Source organism: Kribbella caucasensis (assembly GCF_004361855.1).
Classification (GTDB): domain Bacteria; phylum Actinomycetota; class Actinomycetes; order Propionibacteriales; family Kribbellaceae; genus Kribbella; species Kribbella caucasensis.
This window is the reverse complement of sequence record NZ_SNWQ01000018.1, coordinates 30,825-44,706: the sequence shown is the minus strand read 5'-3', so window position 1 is coordinate 44,706 and position 13,882 is coordinate 30,825. Positions and strand designations below refer to the sequence as shown.

11 protein-coding genes and 1 riboswitch are annotated in these 13,882 nt (G+C 68.6%); of the genes, 3 read left to right on the top strand and 8 right to left on the bottom strand.

Going from position 1 to position 13,882, the window contains the following annotated elements:
* Positions 1 to 38 precede the first annotated feature (38 nt).
* Together def and EV643_RS30985 are read left to right on the top strand one after the other, a co-directional pair.
* A complete protein-coding gene (gene def / locus EV643_RS30990) occupies positions 39 to 662 on the top strand; it encodes a peptide deformylase (RefSeq protein ID WP_133803724.1) in 624 nt (207 codons plus the stop codon).
* 68 nt (positions 663 to 730) lie between these two features.
* The gene (locus EV643_RS30985; protein WP_133803723.1) at positions 731 to 1,210 is read left to right on the top strand and encodes a VOC family protein; all 480 of its coding nucleotides are present in this window, start codon (positions 731 to 733) and stop codon (positions 1,208 to 1,210) included.
* Positions 1,211 to 1,216: 6 nt separating this feature from the next.
* Here the strand turns inward: EV643_RS30985 and EV643_RS30980 are convergent, their stop codons facing one another.
* The 8 genes from EV643_RS30980 to EV643_RS30945 form a co-directional block, all read right to left on the bottom strand.
* Entirely contained in the window at positions 1,217 to 2,410 is a 1,194-nt protein-coding gene (locus EV643_RS30980; protein ID WP_133803722.1) for a M20 family metallopeptidase, read from the bottom strand.
* A 3-nt stretch (positions 2,411 to 2,413) separates the two neighbouring features.
* The gene (locus EV643_RS30975; RefSeq protein ID WP_133803721.1) at positions 2,414 to 3,979 is read right to left on the bottom strand and encodes an allophanate hydrolase; all 1,566 of its coding nucleotides are present in this window, start codon (positions 3,977 to 3,979) and stop codon (positions 2,414 to 2,416) included.
* A complete protein-coding gene (locus EV643_RS30970) occupies positions 3,976 to 5,928 on the bottom strand; it encodes a 5-oxoprolinase/urea amidolyase family protein (RefSeq protein WP_133803720.1) in 1,953 nt (650 codons plus the stop codon). Before EV643_RS30970 ends, EV643_RS30975 begins: the two co-directional genes overlap by 4 nt.
* Positions 5,929 to 5,930: 2 nt before the next feature.
* Positions 5,931 to 6,527, bottom strand: coding sequence for a DUF1989 domain-containing protein (locus EV643_RS30965; protein ID WP_133803719.1), 597 nt, complete (start codon positions 6,525 to 6,527; stop codon positions 5,931 to 5,933).
* The gene (locus EV643_RS30960; RefSeq protein WP_133803718.1) at positions 6,524 to 7,204 is read right to left on the bottom strand and encodes a DUF1989 domain-containing protein; all 681 of its coding nucleotides are present in this window, start codon (positions 7,202 to 7,204) and stop codon (positions 6,524 to 6,526) included. Before EV643_RS30960 ends, EV643_RS30965 begins: the two co-directional genes overlap by 4 nt.
* Positions 7,201 to 8,763, bottom strand: coding sequence for an amino acid permease (locus EV643_RS30955; RefSeq protein ID WP_133803717.1), 1,563 nt, complete (start codon positions 8,761 to 8,763; stop codon positions 7,201 to 7,203). The genes EV643_RS30960 and EV643_RS30955 overlap by 4 nt, the downstream gene beginning before the upstream one ends.
* A 52-nt stretch (positions 8,764 to 8,815) precedes the next feature.
* Positions 8,816 to 8,925: riboswitch (guanidine-I (ykkC/yxkD leader) on the bottom strand.
* 130 nt (positions 8,926 to 9,055) lie between these two features.
* Positions 9,056 to 9,994 carry an NAD-dependent epimerase/dehydratase family protein gene (locus EV643_RS30950; RefSeq protein WP_133803716.1) on the bottom strand — a complete coding sequence of 313 codons (939 nt, stop codon included), beginning with the start codon at positions 9,992 to 9,994 and terminating at the stop codon, positions 9,056 to 9,058.
* A 69-nt stretch (positions 9,995 to 10,063) separates the two neighbouring features.
* Positions 10,064 to 11,524, bottom strand: a complete 1,461-nt coding sequence (locus EV643_RS30945; protein ID WP_238165909.1) for a serine hydrolase domain-containing protein — start codon at positions 11,522 to 11,524, stop codon at positions 10,064 to 10,066.
* 189 nt (positions 11,525 to 11,713) lie between these two features.
* On the opposite strand from EV643_RS30945, the gene EV643_RS30940 reads away from it, so the two are divergent.
* Entirely contained in the window at positions 11,714 to 13,714 is a 2,001-nt protein-coding gene (locus EV643_RS30940) for an HNH endonuclease signature motif containing protein (protein WP_133803714.1), read from the top strand.
* Positions 13,715 to 13,882 lie beyond the last annotated feature (168 nt).

Sequence of the window (13,882 nt, the reverse complement as noted above, 5' to 3'; positions counted from 1 at the left end):
CTTTGCAAACTAGAAACTTTGCAAAGTAGCATCTCTGCATGCGAACCCTGCTCCAAGGCCGGCCGGCCCGCCGTCTCCCGCAGATCACCGACGAGGTCCGGCGCGGCAACCCGCTGCGGATCACCGAGTACGGCGAGCCGATCCTGCATCACCCGTGCCGGCCGGTGACCGAGTTCGGTGCGGACAGGTGGGCCACGCTGATCGACGACATGTTCGCCACGATGTGGATCGCCGAGGGTGTCGGCCTCGCCGCGAACCAGGTCGGCGTCGACGCCCGGTTGTTCGTCTACGACCTCACCGACGAAGACGGCACCCGGCATCTCGGCCATGTCTTCAACCCGCGAGTCGAGGCTTCCGCCGGCCTCTTCGGCGACCAGAACGGCAGCGAGGGATGCCTCTCGGTCCCCGGCGCGTATGCCCTGCTCCCGCGTCCCGCCCGGGCGACCGTGCACGGGTTCGACCTGGAAGGGGAGCCCATCACGCTCGATGGGACCGACTACTTCGCGCGTTGCCTGGTGCACGAGACCCAGCATCTCCACGGGCTGCTGTACGTCGATCACCTCGCGCCTGCCGATCGTGAGCGCGCGCTCGCCGCGTCCGCGGCGCGGCGTACCGAGGTCTTCGAGAGGCGAGCGGCGAGGACCCGCGAACTCGGTAAGTAGCGGACAGAACCTGGCCGCTACTGCTCCTAGAGTCGGAACCGTCGAACAACGAGACCGAGGAGCCGAAAATGCCGATCCCAGATGGCTACACGACCGTGACGCCGTGGATCATCTCGAAGGACACGATCGCGTTGATGGAGTGGCTGACGGCCGCGTTCGGCGCGGAGGAGATCGCCCGGGTCGTCGATGACAACGGTGTGGTCGGGCACGCCGAGATGCGGATCGGGAACGCGATCGTGATGATGTTCGACGCGAGGCCCGACTGGCCGCCGACGCCGGCCTTCCTGCGGCTGTACGTCGAGGACGCGGACGAGGTCCATCGGCAGGCGGTCGCCGCGGGCGGGACGTCCGTGACCGAGGTGACCGAGCTGTTCTTCGGCGACAAGGTCGGCCGGGTGCGCGACCCGTTCGGCAACCTTTACTGGGTCCAGACCCGGTTGCACGACCTGACCGAGGAGGAGACGTACGCCCGGATGGTCGACCCCGAATTCGTCAAGGCGATGGAGTACGTCAGCGGCTCCGACTTCTTCCCCCGCCGAACCAGCTGAGCCGCATCAGCTGAGCAAGCGGAGAGCGGTCAGGGCATATACCCGCGCCGCGATCAGCAGCTCTTCGACCCCGACCGATTCGTCGGCCCGATGAGCCTGCGTGGTGACCGAGCCAGGACCGAGGACGACCACCGGTACGCCGAGGTCGCGGGCCACGAATCCGCCGTCACACGCGGCCGTCCATCCACCGAGCGGAAGACGAGGACCACCGGCGTCGGCGAGGGCGGCGTCCGTGATCCGCACCAGCGTGGCATCGGCAGGCGTCTCGAACGCGGGCATCTCCATCGGCATCGCGAGCTCGACCGTCAGGCCGCGATCCTCCAACCGCAGACCCGCGACGAGTTGCCGGAGATCGTCGAGCACCGCGGCGGGTGATTCGCCCGGGAGCAGCCGCCGATCGGCCACCACGACGCATTCGGCCGGCACGATCGAACCGCCGGTGCCGCCTTGGATCTGGCCGACGCTCCAGGTCGCCGGACCGAGTAGGGGATGTGGGGTCTTCGCCAGTTCGGCGTGGAGTCGTTCGATCTCCGCGACCACGGTGGCCGCGCCGTAGATCGCGTTCGCGCCGCCGTCCGGGTTGCCCGCGTGACAAGCGCGTCCGTGCACTTCCACGCGGAGGTACGAGTCGCCGCGCGCGCCGATGATGGTCTGCAGATCCGTGGGTTCGGCGGTGATGCAGCCGAGGAACGGCCGGCCCGCGGATTCGACGTACGAGCGGATGCCTTTGCCGGTCTCCTCCTCGTCGACGAGTGCGGCAAGCTCGACGGGTCCGCTGAGCCCGACGCCACCCAGCCCGATACCACGCAGCGCGGCCAGCGCGGCGAGCGATGCGGCCAGCCCGCCCTTCATGTCGGATGCGCCGCGACCGTAGATCCGCCCGCCCTCGACCACACCGCCGAAGGGCGGCCTCGTCCAGCCCTCGCCGACCGGCACGACGTCCGTGTGCCCCAGCAACAAGAGGCCCGGACCGTCGCCCCCAGGCAAGGTGATGCTCAGGTTGGCGCGCCCCGGCTCGACCTCACTCTCCGCAACCTCAAGGCCGAGCCCGGCGGCCGCAGCACTGAGCACTGCGACAGTCGCCGCCTCGTCGCCCGGCGGATTCTGACCGGTTGCCTGGAGCAACGACTGGGTGAGCTCCACCAGCCAGGTCTCATCGATCCGGTCCAGGACGGCCTGCTCGGCGGCGGAGATGGTCACGACCTAGAGCGTAGTGCCGAGGTACGCGCGCCACCCCCCGTACTCCGTGATGTCGTTCCGTGGATCGGCCCCATCGGCGGTGCACACGAACCCGAGGACCTGCCGCCCGTCCGAAAGCTCGAGCGGACCGATCGCCAACGGAGGCGCGATCGTCGCCGCGAACCCGGCCAACTCAGCTGCCGGCAGACTCCACACCTCCACCTCGATACCAGGCCCTGCGGCCGCCGAAACCGCCCGAGTCAGCCCAGGGCGAGGAATCGGACCGTCCAGCAGGTACATCCGGTAGTCGCCCGCCGTCCTGGTCTCGAACGCCGGCCGCGCGCCACGCCGTACGAGCTCGTGGTTGAGCGGCTGGCCGGTCAGGTGCGCTCCCGCGACGGCGATCAACGGATCGACGGGCTCGCCACACCAGGTGGCCGCCAGGTCGATCACCAGGTCGTCATGCCCGGCCGGCGCCAGCAGTTGTACGCCGAACGGCAGCCCGTCGTCTCGCATCGGACCGGGGAAGGCGACAGCGCAGAGATCGAGCAGGTTGACCATGTTGGTGAAGCGACCGAGCCGGCTGTTCACGCCGATCGGATCGGCCGCGACCTCGGCCAAGGTCGGATGCATCTCCGTAACCGGCAACAGCAGTGCATCCAGCTGGGACCACAGTGATTCGCTCGACCTGGCCAGCTCGGCGAGTCGGTAGAACCCCGCGAACGCGTCCGATGCGGTCGGCTCAGCGCCCTTCCGGACGATCGCGCGTACGGTCGGATCCACGGCCGGGTCGTCGTCCATCTTGTCGCCGAAAGCCAGCCAGCGTTCGGCCAGCCACGGTCCGGAGTACAGGAGATCGGCGGCCTCCAGCAGCGGCCCGACATCCACGGTCACCACTGTGCCGAGTCGCTTGGCCTGGTTGAGCGCCTGCTCCCACGCCCGTTCATGCAGAGGATCGAGCCCCAGTGGCGCATCCGGCACACCGATCACGGGCTCAGTCGACTTACTGTGCGGGAGAGAAGAGGCCCGCCGCGCGTAAGGGTCCTCAGCGTCGTACGCGACCATCACGTCGAACACCTGACGAGCCGTACTGACCGAGCGCGCCATCACGGTGACGCAGTCCAGTGATCGGCAGGCCGGCACCACGCCGCTGGTGGACGCGAGTCCGCGGCTCGGCTTGATCCCGACCAGCCCGTTGAACGCGGCCGGCACCCGACCACTCCCGGCGGTATCAGTCCCGAGTGCAAAATCAACAGCACCCGTGGCGACCGCGACCGCGCTGCCCGAACTCGAACCGCCCGAGATGTGCTGGTCGGAGTACACCGAATGGCACGCCCCGTACGGCGACCGGGTGCCGACGAGACCGGTCGCGTACTGGTCGAGGTTCGTCTTCCCCAGCGGTACCGCACCCGCCTCGATCAGCCGGTCGACCACGAAGGCGTTGCTGGTGGCCCGCTCCGTATTTCGAGGGTCGCCGGCCGTGGTCGGAACGCCGGCCAGGTCGATGTTGTCCTTGAGCGCCATCGTCAGCCCGTACAGCGGGCCGGGCGCGGGTTCGATCGGGTCCACTCGGCTGATCCAGACGGTCATGCTCCCCACCTCGCCCGCTCGGCCTCGAAGGCGGCTCGTCGTTTCGCCCGGACCGCGGCCAGTTCCACAGGTGCCTCCTGTTCGATCCGGTGCACGTCGGCGATCGAGAAGGTGGCGGGGCTGACCCGGAGGTCCGCGCGTCCCGCCTTGATCTCGGCGCGTTCCAGCGCGAGTTCCGCCGCGGTCACCGGAGTGAATCTGATCAGGTCGAACTGCCGGAGCAGCCAGGGTTGTTCGTCCTGCCGGGTCAGCCGCCACACCGGGACGGTCCGCCCGACCAGTTGATAGCCGCCCGGCCCTTCCATCCCGTACACACACAGGTAGATGCCGCCGATGCCGACCGCGTTCTGCGGGGTCCAGGTCCGGGCCGGGTTGTACTTCGTCGTCACCAGCCGGTGCCGCGGATCGACCGGCACCGCGACCGGCGCGCCGAGGTAGACATCGCCCAGACCGACCACCAGGTACGTCGCCGCGGCGATGATCTCGAACACCTCGTCCCGGCGCGGCAGATCGTTGACCCGGCGGATGAACTCCACGTTGTCCGGGCACCAGGGAGCGTCCGGCCGGACCGACGTCGAGTACCGCCGCATCGCCTCGTGCGCCTCCGGGTGGTCGAATGCAATGGGCAACGTCACCTCACGAGCGGGCAGCACTACGGTGGCCGGATCGTCCAGCTGTGAAGCCAGCCGGACCAGGTGCCCGGCCAACGAGGCCAGCCCGAGCCGCGCCGAGTCAGTTGCCACCAGCAACGACCGGACCCCTTCGACGATCTCGGTCACACCGTCGGGCAGGTCGTGCCGCAACGCCTGGGCCAGCAGGTGGATCCAGACCCGGACTGTCAGATCGAGTTCCGCCGGCCCCGCCTCCACCAGCAGGTGCCGCTCACCGGCACACCTGATCTCGTACGCCGGTGCGGTTGCCCCGGCATCGGCCTTTTCCAGGACGACCGGGCGCTCGGGTCCGCTGACCCGACTCACGACCGGCACGGGCTCCTGACGAAGGTCGGCCAGCCACAACCGGCGTACCCGGATCGCCTCGGCGGCATCCTCGACCGTCACCGGAACCAGGTGAACGGAGTCACCCGGACGCAGTTGCCCGAGCATCCACCGATCGGCCTCGATCACCACCGCCGGTACGACGAATCCGCCGAGCGACGGCCCGTCCTTGCCGACGATGACCGGGGTGTCGCCGGAGAGCATGATGCCGCCGACCGGGTAGGCGGAGTCGTGCACGTTGGACGGATGCAAACCAGCCTCGCCACCGTCGGTCCGGGCCCATTCCGGGATCGGACCGCTCAACCGGACCCCCGTGCGATCGGACCGGTGATCCACCGTCCAAGCGGTCGCGAAGAACGCCTCCACGCCCTCTGTGGTGAGGTGGTCCGGTGCGCCGTGGGGACCTGGAATCACTCGCAGTTGCCAGCTGTCCCGCAAGACGGGCAACTCGACCGGGGTCGGGCTGAGCAGGTTCTCGCGCCGGCCCAGCGGGAGCCGATCACCTGCCGCGAGTGGGCGGCCGTCGTGACCACCGAATCCGCCGAGGACGAAAGTCGACCGGCTGCCCAGCGTCCGATCGACATCCAGACCACCCTCGAACGTGACGTAGCCGCGCATGCCGGGTCCGTCGAGCGGGCCGACATCGAGGACCGATCCGGCCGGCCACCGAACCACCTCGCCGGGGCGAATCGGCCGGTCGTCGATGGTGGCCCGGGTGGCCGCGCCGCCGACACAGATCAGTCGATCGGTGTCGCTGGTCAGCACCGGGCCGATGAGGACACACTCCAGGCCCGCGGCCGTCGCGGGATTCCCCACAGCGGCGGTGAGGAGCGCGAAGGTCAGCTCGTCCGCGGCACCGGAAGGCGGTACACCGACATCCCACATCCCGGGCCGTCCGGTCACGTCCTGGACAGTGGTCTGGGTACCGGGTGCGACGACGGTGATGGTCGCCATTCTCACCACCAGCCCAGCAACTGGATCGGCGTCGGGTTCCAGCCGTTGCACGGATTGTTCAGCTGAGGACAGTTGCTGATCAGCACGAGCAGATCGCGGCTCGCGGTGAGCTCGACATGTCGTCCTGGTGCGGACAGGCCGTCGTCGAATCTCAGCTCACCGCCGGAGCCGACGGGGACATTCATGAAGAAGTTGATGTTGTGGGTGAGCTGCCGCTGACCGATACCGGCCGGAGCGCCGTACCGCAGGAAGGTCTGCCGGCAGGCGTGCTGGTGCCGGGTGAACTCGCCGTACCGGATCACGTTGCTCTCCTGGGAACACGCGCCGCCGACGGTGTCGTGGCGGCCACACGTGTCGTCGGTGATCACGGCGAGCTCGTCCAGCCGGCTCGACAACAAGGTCGAACCGGTGGTCAGGTAGACCGCGGCCTGTTCGCGGATCGTGTCGAAGGCCGAGTAGCGGTTGTCGATGTCGTGTGCGTCGTAGACGAGCGTGTCGACGGCCTGGTTGCCGTGCAGGTCGACGATCCGCAGCCGTCCTCCCGCCGGTACCGGTACGAGCCCGCCGTCGCCGGGTTGAACAGTCGAGTCGAGAGTCATGTGAGCAACCCCCTGGTCTGCTCCAGCGCCCGGTAACCCTCGTCGCGCAGCTTGAGGTCCGGCTCTTCGGTCGCGAGTGCCGTTTCCACTCGTACGCCGGCCGGCGCGTACGGCTCCATCGACAGCGGATGCGGTGCCGTGCTGACGAAGATCAGCAGATCCTGTTCGCTCCGCAGCTCAACAGTGTCACCTGCTGCGGAGTGGTCAGGAAGGTAGGCCAGCGATGCGCGGGAGTCGTCGCTGATCCCGACCTTCGAGAAGAAGTTGATGCAGCCGTGGAGGTTGCCCTCGCCGAAGCCGTGTTTGGTGAGTTCGCTGATCAGGCCGAGCCGTGCCGACCGACGCCAGCCGTTCCCGTCCTGCGCGTAACTGGAAGGGCCGAACCGTTCCAGGTGCCGGTCGTGACCGAACCCGGTCAGGCAGTCGTGCCACTCCAGACTCGACTCGAGCACGGTCGCCAGCGCAGTACCGCGGTCCGACATCAGCACCATGGCCGGCCGGATGCAGGCCGACATCTGCGACTTCAGCGTGTCCGGGATGTTGAGGCGGTCGAGCCGGTCCGCGCCGATGATCAGTACCGAGGCGTTGGCGCCGTCCGCGAGGGCGGTCAAGGTGAGCACGCGTCCGGCCCGGACGGGAGCGGACCACGCCGCCCCGCCCGGGATGTCGTGGATCACGCGCCGGCTCCCTCGACAACCGCCGCTGGCGAGACGGTGAGTCCGATCGACTCGTGGTACCGGGTGCGCTGGAACCGGTACGCGAGCAGGCCGCCGATCGCGACGACCGCGAGCACGATCAGCGGGAGGTAGTGCAGATACCAGCCCTCGCCCGCGGGGTCGTACACCTCGGCGCGCGGCCAGCCCAGGTTGATCGCCATCCCGAGCCCGTACGCGACCGCGAGCACGTTGACGACCAGGCCCCATCGGCCCAACGAGAAGAGCTTGCGGCCATCCTCATCCGTTCCGGCCGTCGGCGGATTCCCCTTCAGGCGCTGGATCAGCAGTGGCGTGGTGACCATCAGATACGCCACGTAGAGCAGCATGATGCAGACACTGGCCAGCCCGAGGAACAACCCGGCGTTGCCGACGTTGACCAGCAGGCAGACGGCCGCGAGCACACCTGGTACGACGGTCGCCGCGACCGGCGTACCGGTTCGTGGGGACACTTGGCGCAGTTCGGCCGAGAACGGCAGGACGTTGTCGCGGGCCATCGAGAAGATCATCCGGGCGGCCGCCGTCTGGATCGCGAGGGTGCAGACGCAGACCGCCAGCGCGACATCGAGCAGCAACAGTTTTCCGGTCGTCGTGCCGAGCTGACTGGTGAGCACGTACGGCAGGCCCTGCGCGGCGAGCGTCCCGTCGTCGAGCGAGGGAGCGGCCATCAACGCGGCGATGATGAGGAAGGCGCCGCCGATCCCGGAGGCGATCACCGCGCGGAGGATCGTCCTCGGCGTGGTGGCGCGCGGCTTGTGCGTCTCCTCGGAAAGCTCGCCCGCACTGTCGAATCCGACCAGGACGTAGGCCGCCATCAACGCGGAGATCAGCAGCGGTACGACGTACCCCGTGGTGCTGTCGAGGTTGGTCGTGTGCAGGACGACGGACGGGCCGCGTTCGGCCTGACCGGTCAGCAGGATGACGATCAGGACGACGCCGACGAGTTCACAGGTGACGCCGACGGAGTTCACGATCGAGGTGACTCGGACGCTGGTTGCGTTCAGCACGGTGGTACCGACGAGAAGTAGGCAGCCGAGCACGACGGCGTTCGCGGCACCGTCCCGCGAGGAGAGGGTGGGATCGGTGCCGACGAGCTGGAAACCGTCCCAGACCGCGGGCAGCATGACCTGCAGGGCGATGGCCGCGGTCGCCAGCGTGACGATCTGCGCGATCACCATCGTCCAGCCCGCGAACCAGCCGACGACGGCACCGCCGAGGCGCCGGGCCCACTGGTAGATCGCGCCCGACAGGGGATAGCGAGCCGCCAGCTCGGCGAAGCAAAGCGCCACCAGCAGCTGCCCTGCGAGCACGGCCGGCCAGGTCCAGAAGAACGCCGTGCCGCCGATGCCGAAGCCCAGCCCGAAGAGCTGGAACACCGTGGTCAGGATCGAGACGAACGAGAAGCCGGCGGCGAACGAAGCATAGGTGCCGACACGGCGGGAGAGTTGCTGGACATAGCCGAAGTCGCCGAGATCATCGGCGCTGGTCACGTCCGCGGTCAGTGGGTCGGGGGTTGCTGTCATTCCGGCCTCCGCAGAGTCGCCCGGAACGCACACGGCAGCCCGGGCCATCAAGGCCTCCCGGGCTTTTGTCCCGCCGTGGAGCGGCGCCGTGGTGCCTGGCGCCGCCTCCCCTCTCGGACCAGGCCTGCCGTCGCCGGCAGCGGAACCCTAGGGGCGCCCCGCCATCTCAGCGGGTCATCATCAGTTCAGGGCCAGGCTGTTTCCGCTGCCGACGATCTTTGTAACAGTGCTGTAAACTGTTTGTTGCTCTAGGCAACATATTTCACAGGCCGTGCCGAAAGCCCTCGCGCTCTCAGAGGCCGTGCCCGAAGCCCTCGCGCCAGGAGGCGTAGCCGGGCTGCCAGTCGAAGGTGTGCTTGGCGAGGCTGTTGTCGACGCCACGGATCTGGGTGAAGGCGGCGACCCCGGCATCGCCGACCGCGAGCCGGCCCACCCAGGCGGGGACATGCCAGGGCGGCTTGGCACCGAGGATGCGGGCGAACTCGGGCAGCCAGACCGACGCGGGCGCCGGGTCGTCGTCGGCGATCTGGTACACGCCGGTGGCCGAACTCTCGATCGCCTTGACGGTCGCGTCGGCCGCGTCGTCGTAGTGGATGAAGGACCACACGCCGCTGCCGTCACCGATCAACGGCAGCCTGCGCTTGCGGATCATCTCCACAATCTCACCACCCTTGCCGATGGCGCCGGTCGGACCGTAGAAGGCCGCGTACCGCAGTACGACGCCTTCGATCCCGGTGGCGCTGGTGACGCGCGACTCCACGTACTTCAGGCCCTCCATCGTCTTCCGGGTCACCGGAACCGGATTCGGGTCCAGCGGGTCGCTCTCGGTCTTGGTCGGCGATCCGCCGTGCTGGAGGTTCCAGCCGGCGTACCCCTGGACGACGATCCGCCGTACGCCGACTGCCTGCGAAGCCTCGAGCAGATGATCCAGGCCCTCGGTGCGCAACCGGTTGGTCACCGCGAAGCTGTCGTCGAAGTGCTTGAAATCGATCCCGCCCCTGAGCGCGGTCATCTGGTGGACCACGACCTCCGGCTGGACGCCCGTGACCGCGGCCTTCACCGCGGCGGCATCGAGGCCGTCGGCGAGCACCACGTCGGCGCCCTGGGCACGGACCCCGGGCGCGCCCGACTCGGACCGGATCATCCCGGTCACCTCATGTCCGGCCGCGACCAGTTTCGGTACCAGTGCCTGTCCCAGACCGCCGGTCGCTCCTGCAACCAAGACCTTCATTTCGATCCTCCGTCTCGTTGTGACAACCCGGGGACACGGGCGACGGCCCGGTCTGTGACGTGACTTGGATCACACCGAGACCAGCTGGACCTCCGTCGGGCCGAACGCGACGTTGAACTTCAGGTCCACGGTGAGGGCGTCGCCGGTCGGGCGGCAGGCGAGGGTGATCACATACGGCGTCTCCAGCAGCCGGATGGTCGCGACGAAGGTGCTGCCCTCGCTGTATGCGTTGGTGACGATGCGTTGCTTCGGCTCGCGCAGCAGGTAGGCCTGCTCTTCCCAGCTGCCGGGCGCGATGGTGATCTCCTGCGAACCGCTGGCGGCCAACTCGCCGGCCGCGACCGGCCCGAAGGTGAACGTGCCAGTGCCGTCGGCGTCGAGCCGCACCGCGGTCAGCCCTGCGTGGTTCTCCTCGAATCGGTAGGTCCGCCCGGCACCACCGCTCGGTACGCCGCCTTGTACGCTGCTCGGTACGCCGCCTTGTACGCCGCTCGGTACGCCGCTTTGTACGTCGCTCGGTACGCCGCCGCTCGGCGGGGCGATCAGCAGCGGGCCGACCTGCCGGGCCTCGGTCGGGGCGGCACCTTCCAGGACGGGCAGGAAGTGCTCCCAGACGACATCCAGGGTCTCCTGCATGTCGAAGCCCGCGCTGGTGATGATGACGGCGGCGTCGTGCTCGGGGAAGACCAGGCAGTACTGCCCGAAGGCTCCATCGCCGCGATAGCCGCCGTGCCGCGACCGCCAGAACTGGTACCCGTACCCCTGCTGCCAGTCCGGGTTGTCCTGGTTGCTGTTGTCGACCTGCTTCGAGGTTGCCGCGTCGATCCACTCGGCCGGCAGCAGCTGCCGACCTTCCCATTGGCCGCGCTGCAGCAACAGCTGACCGAACCTGGCCAGCGACTCGGTATTCAGGCTCAGACCCCAGCCGCCGGTGGTGATGCCTTCCCTCGACACCTCCCAGGTCGCCTCGGTCGCACCCAGTGGTTCGAACAGCCGGGGCCGGAGGAAGTCGAGCAACCGCTCGCCGGTCAGCTTCTGCAGGATCGCGGACAGCATGTACGTCGCGCCGCTGTTGTAGACGAACACCGTGCCCGGCTCGTGCTCGACCTCCAGGCCGAGGAAGATCCCGACCATCCGGCGATCCTTGCTGAGCCGCTCGACGGTGTCCTGGTCGTGCCCGGTCGTCATCGTCAGCAGGTGCCGGATCTCCATCGCGGCCAGGTTGTCGCCGACCTGATCCGGCAACTCGTCGGGGAAGAACGAGATCACCTTGTCGTCGAGCGACAGCAACCCCGCCTCGATCGCCAGCCCGATGCCGATCGAGGTGAAGCTCTTCGACACCGAGAACAACAGATGCGGATCGGCCAGCCGGTACGGCGACCACTCCTCCTCGCGCACGACGTGTCCGTGCCGCAGCACCATCAACGTCTGGATCTCCTGGCCCGACGAATCCAGCGCCGCGACAAACGCGTCCAGCGCCCCACTCGACAAACCCTGGTCTTCGGCCGTACTCCGCGGAAGTCTGCTCACCCCGGTCACGCTATCTCCTCTCGCCGACAAAGCCGGATAATTCCGCGCTGAGCTCACTGTCAGCAGCCTCCATGATGCTTGCCGCGAGCAACCAATAGCCAAGAAACCTCAACCTGGACAAGCGGTTCCTCCCTTCTCGCGAGCCGCCTCCGATTTGGCTGAATCGAACATGCGTTCTAATCTAGACACATGAACGCGATCACGGTCAACTCGGGCTACGGCGAACACGACCTCGCCGCGGAACTGGACGCCCTGGACGCTGCCGGGCTGCTGATCCCACCCGACGACCCGGAGGCGGTGGGTGGTCCGGTGTTGATCGACGAGACCGACTTCTACGACACCGTCGACTGCTATCGGATGTCGCGGGTGGAGGCGTTCGAGTGGCAGGAGTGGGCCCTCGCCGACCAGAACGAGGCCGAACGCTTTCTGCTGGAGCTGGATGCGCCGGCGTGGGTGTTCCTGCCTCCTGGCGCCGAGCTGGCCGCGGCGTTGGAGCAGGTCCGGGCGACGACCCTGTCGCCGATGGCGTTGGTCGAGTTGATCAAGGCCACCGCCCGGCAGACGGCGTGGTCGGAGTCGATCCGGCTGGAGGCGATCGCGTCGTTCTGGCGGCAGCGCCAGGCCCAGTCCAGCGACATCCCCCGCCCCAGCCAGATCGACACGGCCGGTCGTCCGGTGGACCCCGAACGCAGCTGGGCGGCCGAGATCGCGCTCGCATTGAAGGTGTCGCCGGAGACCGTCGGCAACCACATCGACACCGCGCTGCACCTGACCTCCACCCTGACCGCGACCCATTCGGCGTTGCGGTGCGGCGCGATCAGCCTGTCGAAGGCGATCGCGATCTCCACCAAGACCCGGGAGCTGACCGAGGCTCAGGCTCGCGCGGTCGAGGCGCATGTGCTGAAGCGCGCCGCCGGTCAGACCCATGCGAACCTGTTGAAGTCTCTGGGCATCCAGGTCGCGAAGTACGACGCCAAGAAGAAGGCCGACCGGCACCGCAAGGCGGTTGACGAGCGCTGCTGCAAGATCGTCCCGCTCGCGGACGGGATGGCCGGTCTATGGATCGTCAACACCGCCGACAAGATCCAGCAGATCTGGGTCGTCATCCAGGCCCTGGCCACCCTCGCCAAACGCCACACCCCCACCACCCCCGGCCCCGGCACCGCGTCCGCCCCGGGTCATGGCTCCACGGGTCCTGGCTCCACCGGCACCGGCTCCACGGGCACCGGCGCCACCGGCGCGGGCTCGACGGATACTGGCTCGACGGGCACGGGCTCGGCAGCCACCGCCACCTCCACGGGATCCGGCTCCGCAGACACCGCCACCGCAGACACCGCCTCCACCAGCGGAACCACTACCTCCGCCGCGGACACCGGCGACGCAGATACCGCCTCCGCTGCGGGCACCGGCACCACCAGCGCCGACACCACCACCTCCACCCCCGGCGGCGGCACTGCCGGACCGTTCACCGACCCGGGCAGCCATCCGGATCCACGGGCGACCGGCTCACCTCCAGACCACGACCCGCAACCAGAACGGGACAAGGATCGGCGGAATGTGGATCAGCGGCGGGCTGATGCGGTGGCCGACCTGTTCGAGCACGTGCTGCGCAACGGGCTGGACTGGCTCGGCCGGCGGCTGCCCGACCAGCACAAACGCCGCCCGCACATCGAGGTCGTCGTCCCGTTCTCGACCCTGCTCGGTCTCGACGACGACCCCGCCGAACTGACCGGCTACGGGCCGATCCCGGCCGACATGGCGCGGCGGATCGCGGCCGACGGCACCTGGCGCCGGCTCCTCACCGATCCCATCAACGGCGCCGTGCTGGAGGCCTCCACCACCCGCCACGACCCCGGCACCCTGGTCACCGAGACCCTGCTGGCCCGGCATCCGGTCTGCGCCTGGCCGGGCTGCAACCGGACGTCGCGGGAATGCGACCGTGACCATGGCACCCCGTTCGCCCGGTCGGGGACGACGAGCCTGGCGGGGATGGCGCCGTACTGCGAGTACCATCACGTCATCAAGGACACCCCGGCCTGGGGCTGGACCACCACCAACCACCCCGACGGCTCCATCACCCTGACTACGCCGACCGGGCACCGCCACACCACCGTCCCACCCGCCCGCGGACCCATCATCCAACCCACCACGCCACCCCAACCTCCAGCCGACGAACCACCACCCTTCTGATCCACGGCTCTCCGGCTGCCCGGGGTGCCCGGGTGCCCGGGTGCAGGACAACCGGTATAGGGCAGCTGGTACAGGGCAGCTGGTACAGGGCAGCTGGTACAGGGCAGCTGGTACAGGGCAGCTGGTACAGGGCAGCTGGTACAGGGCAGCTGGTACAGGGCAGCTGGT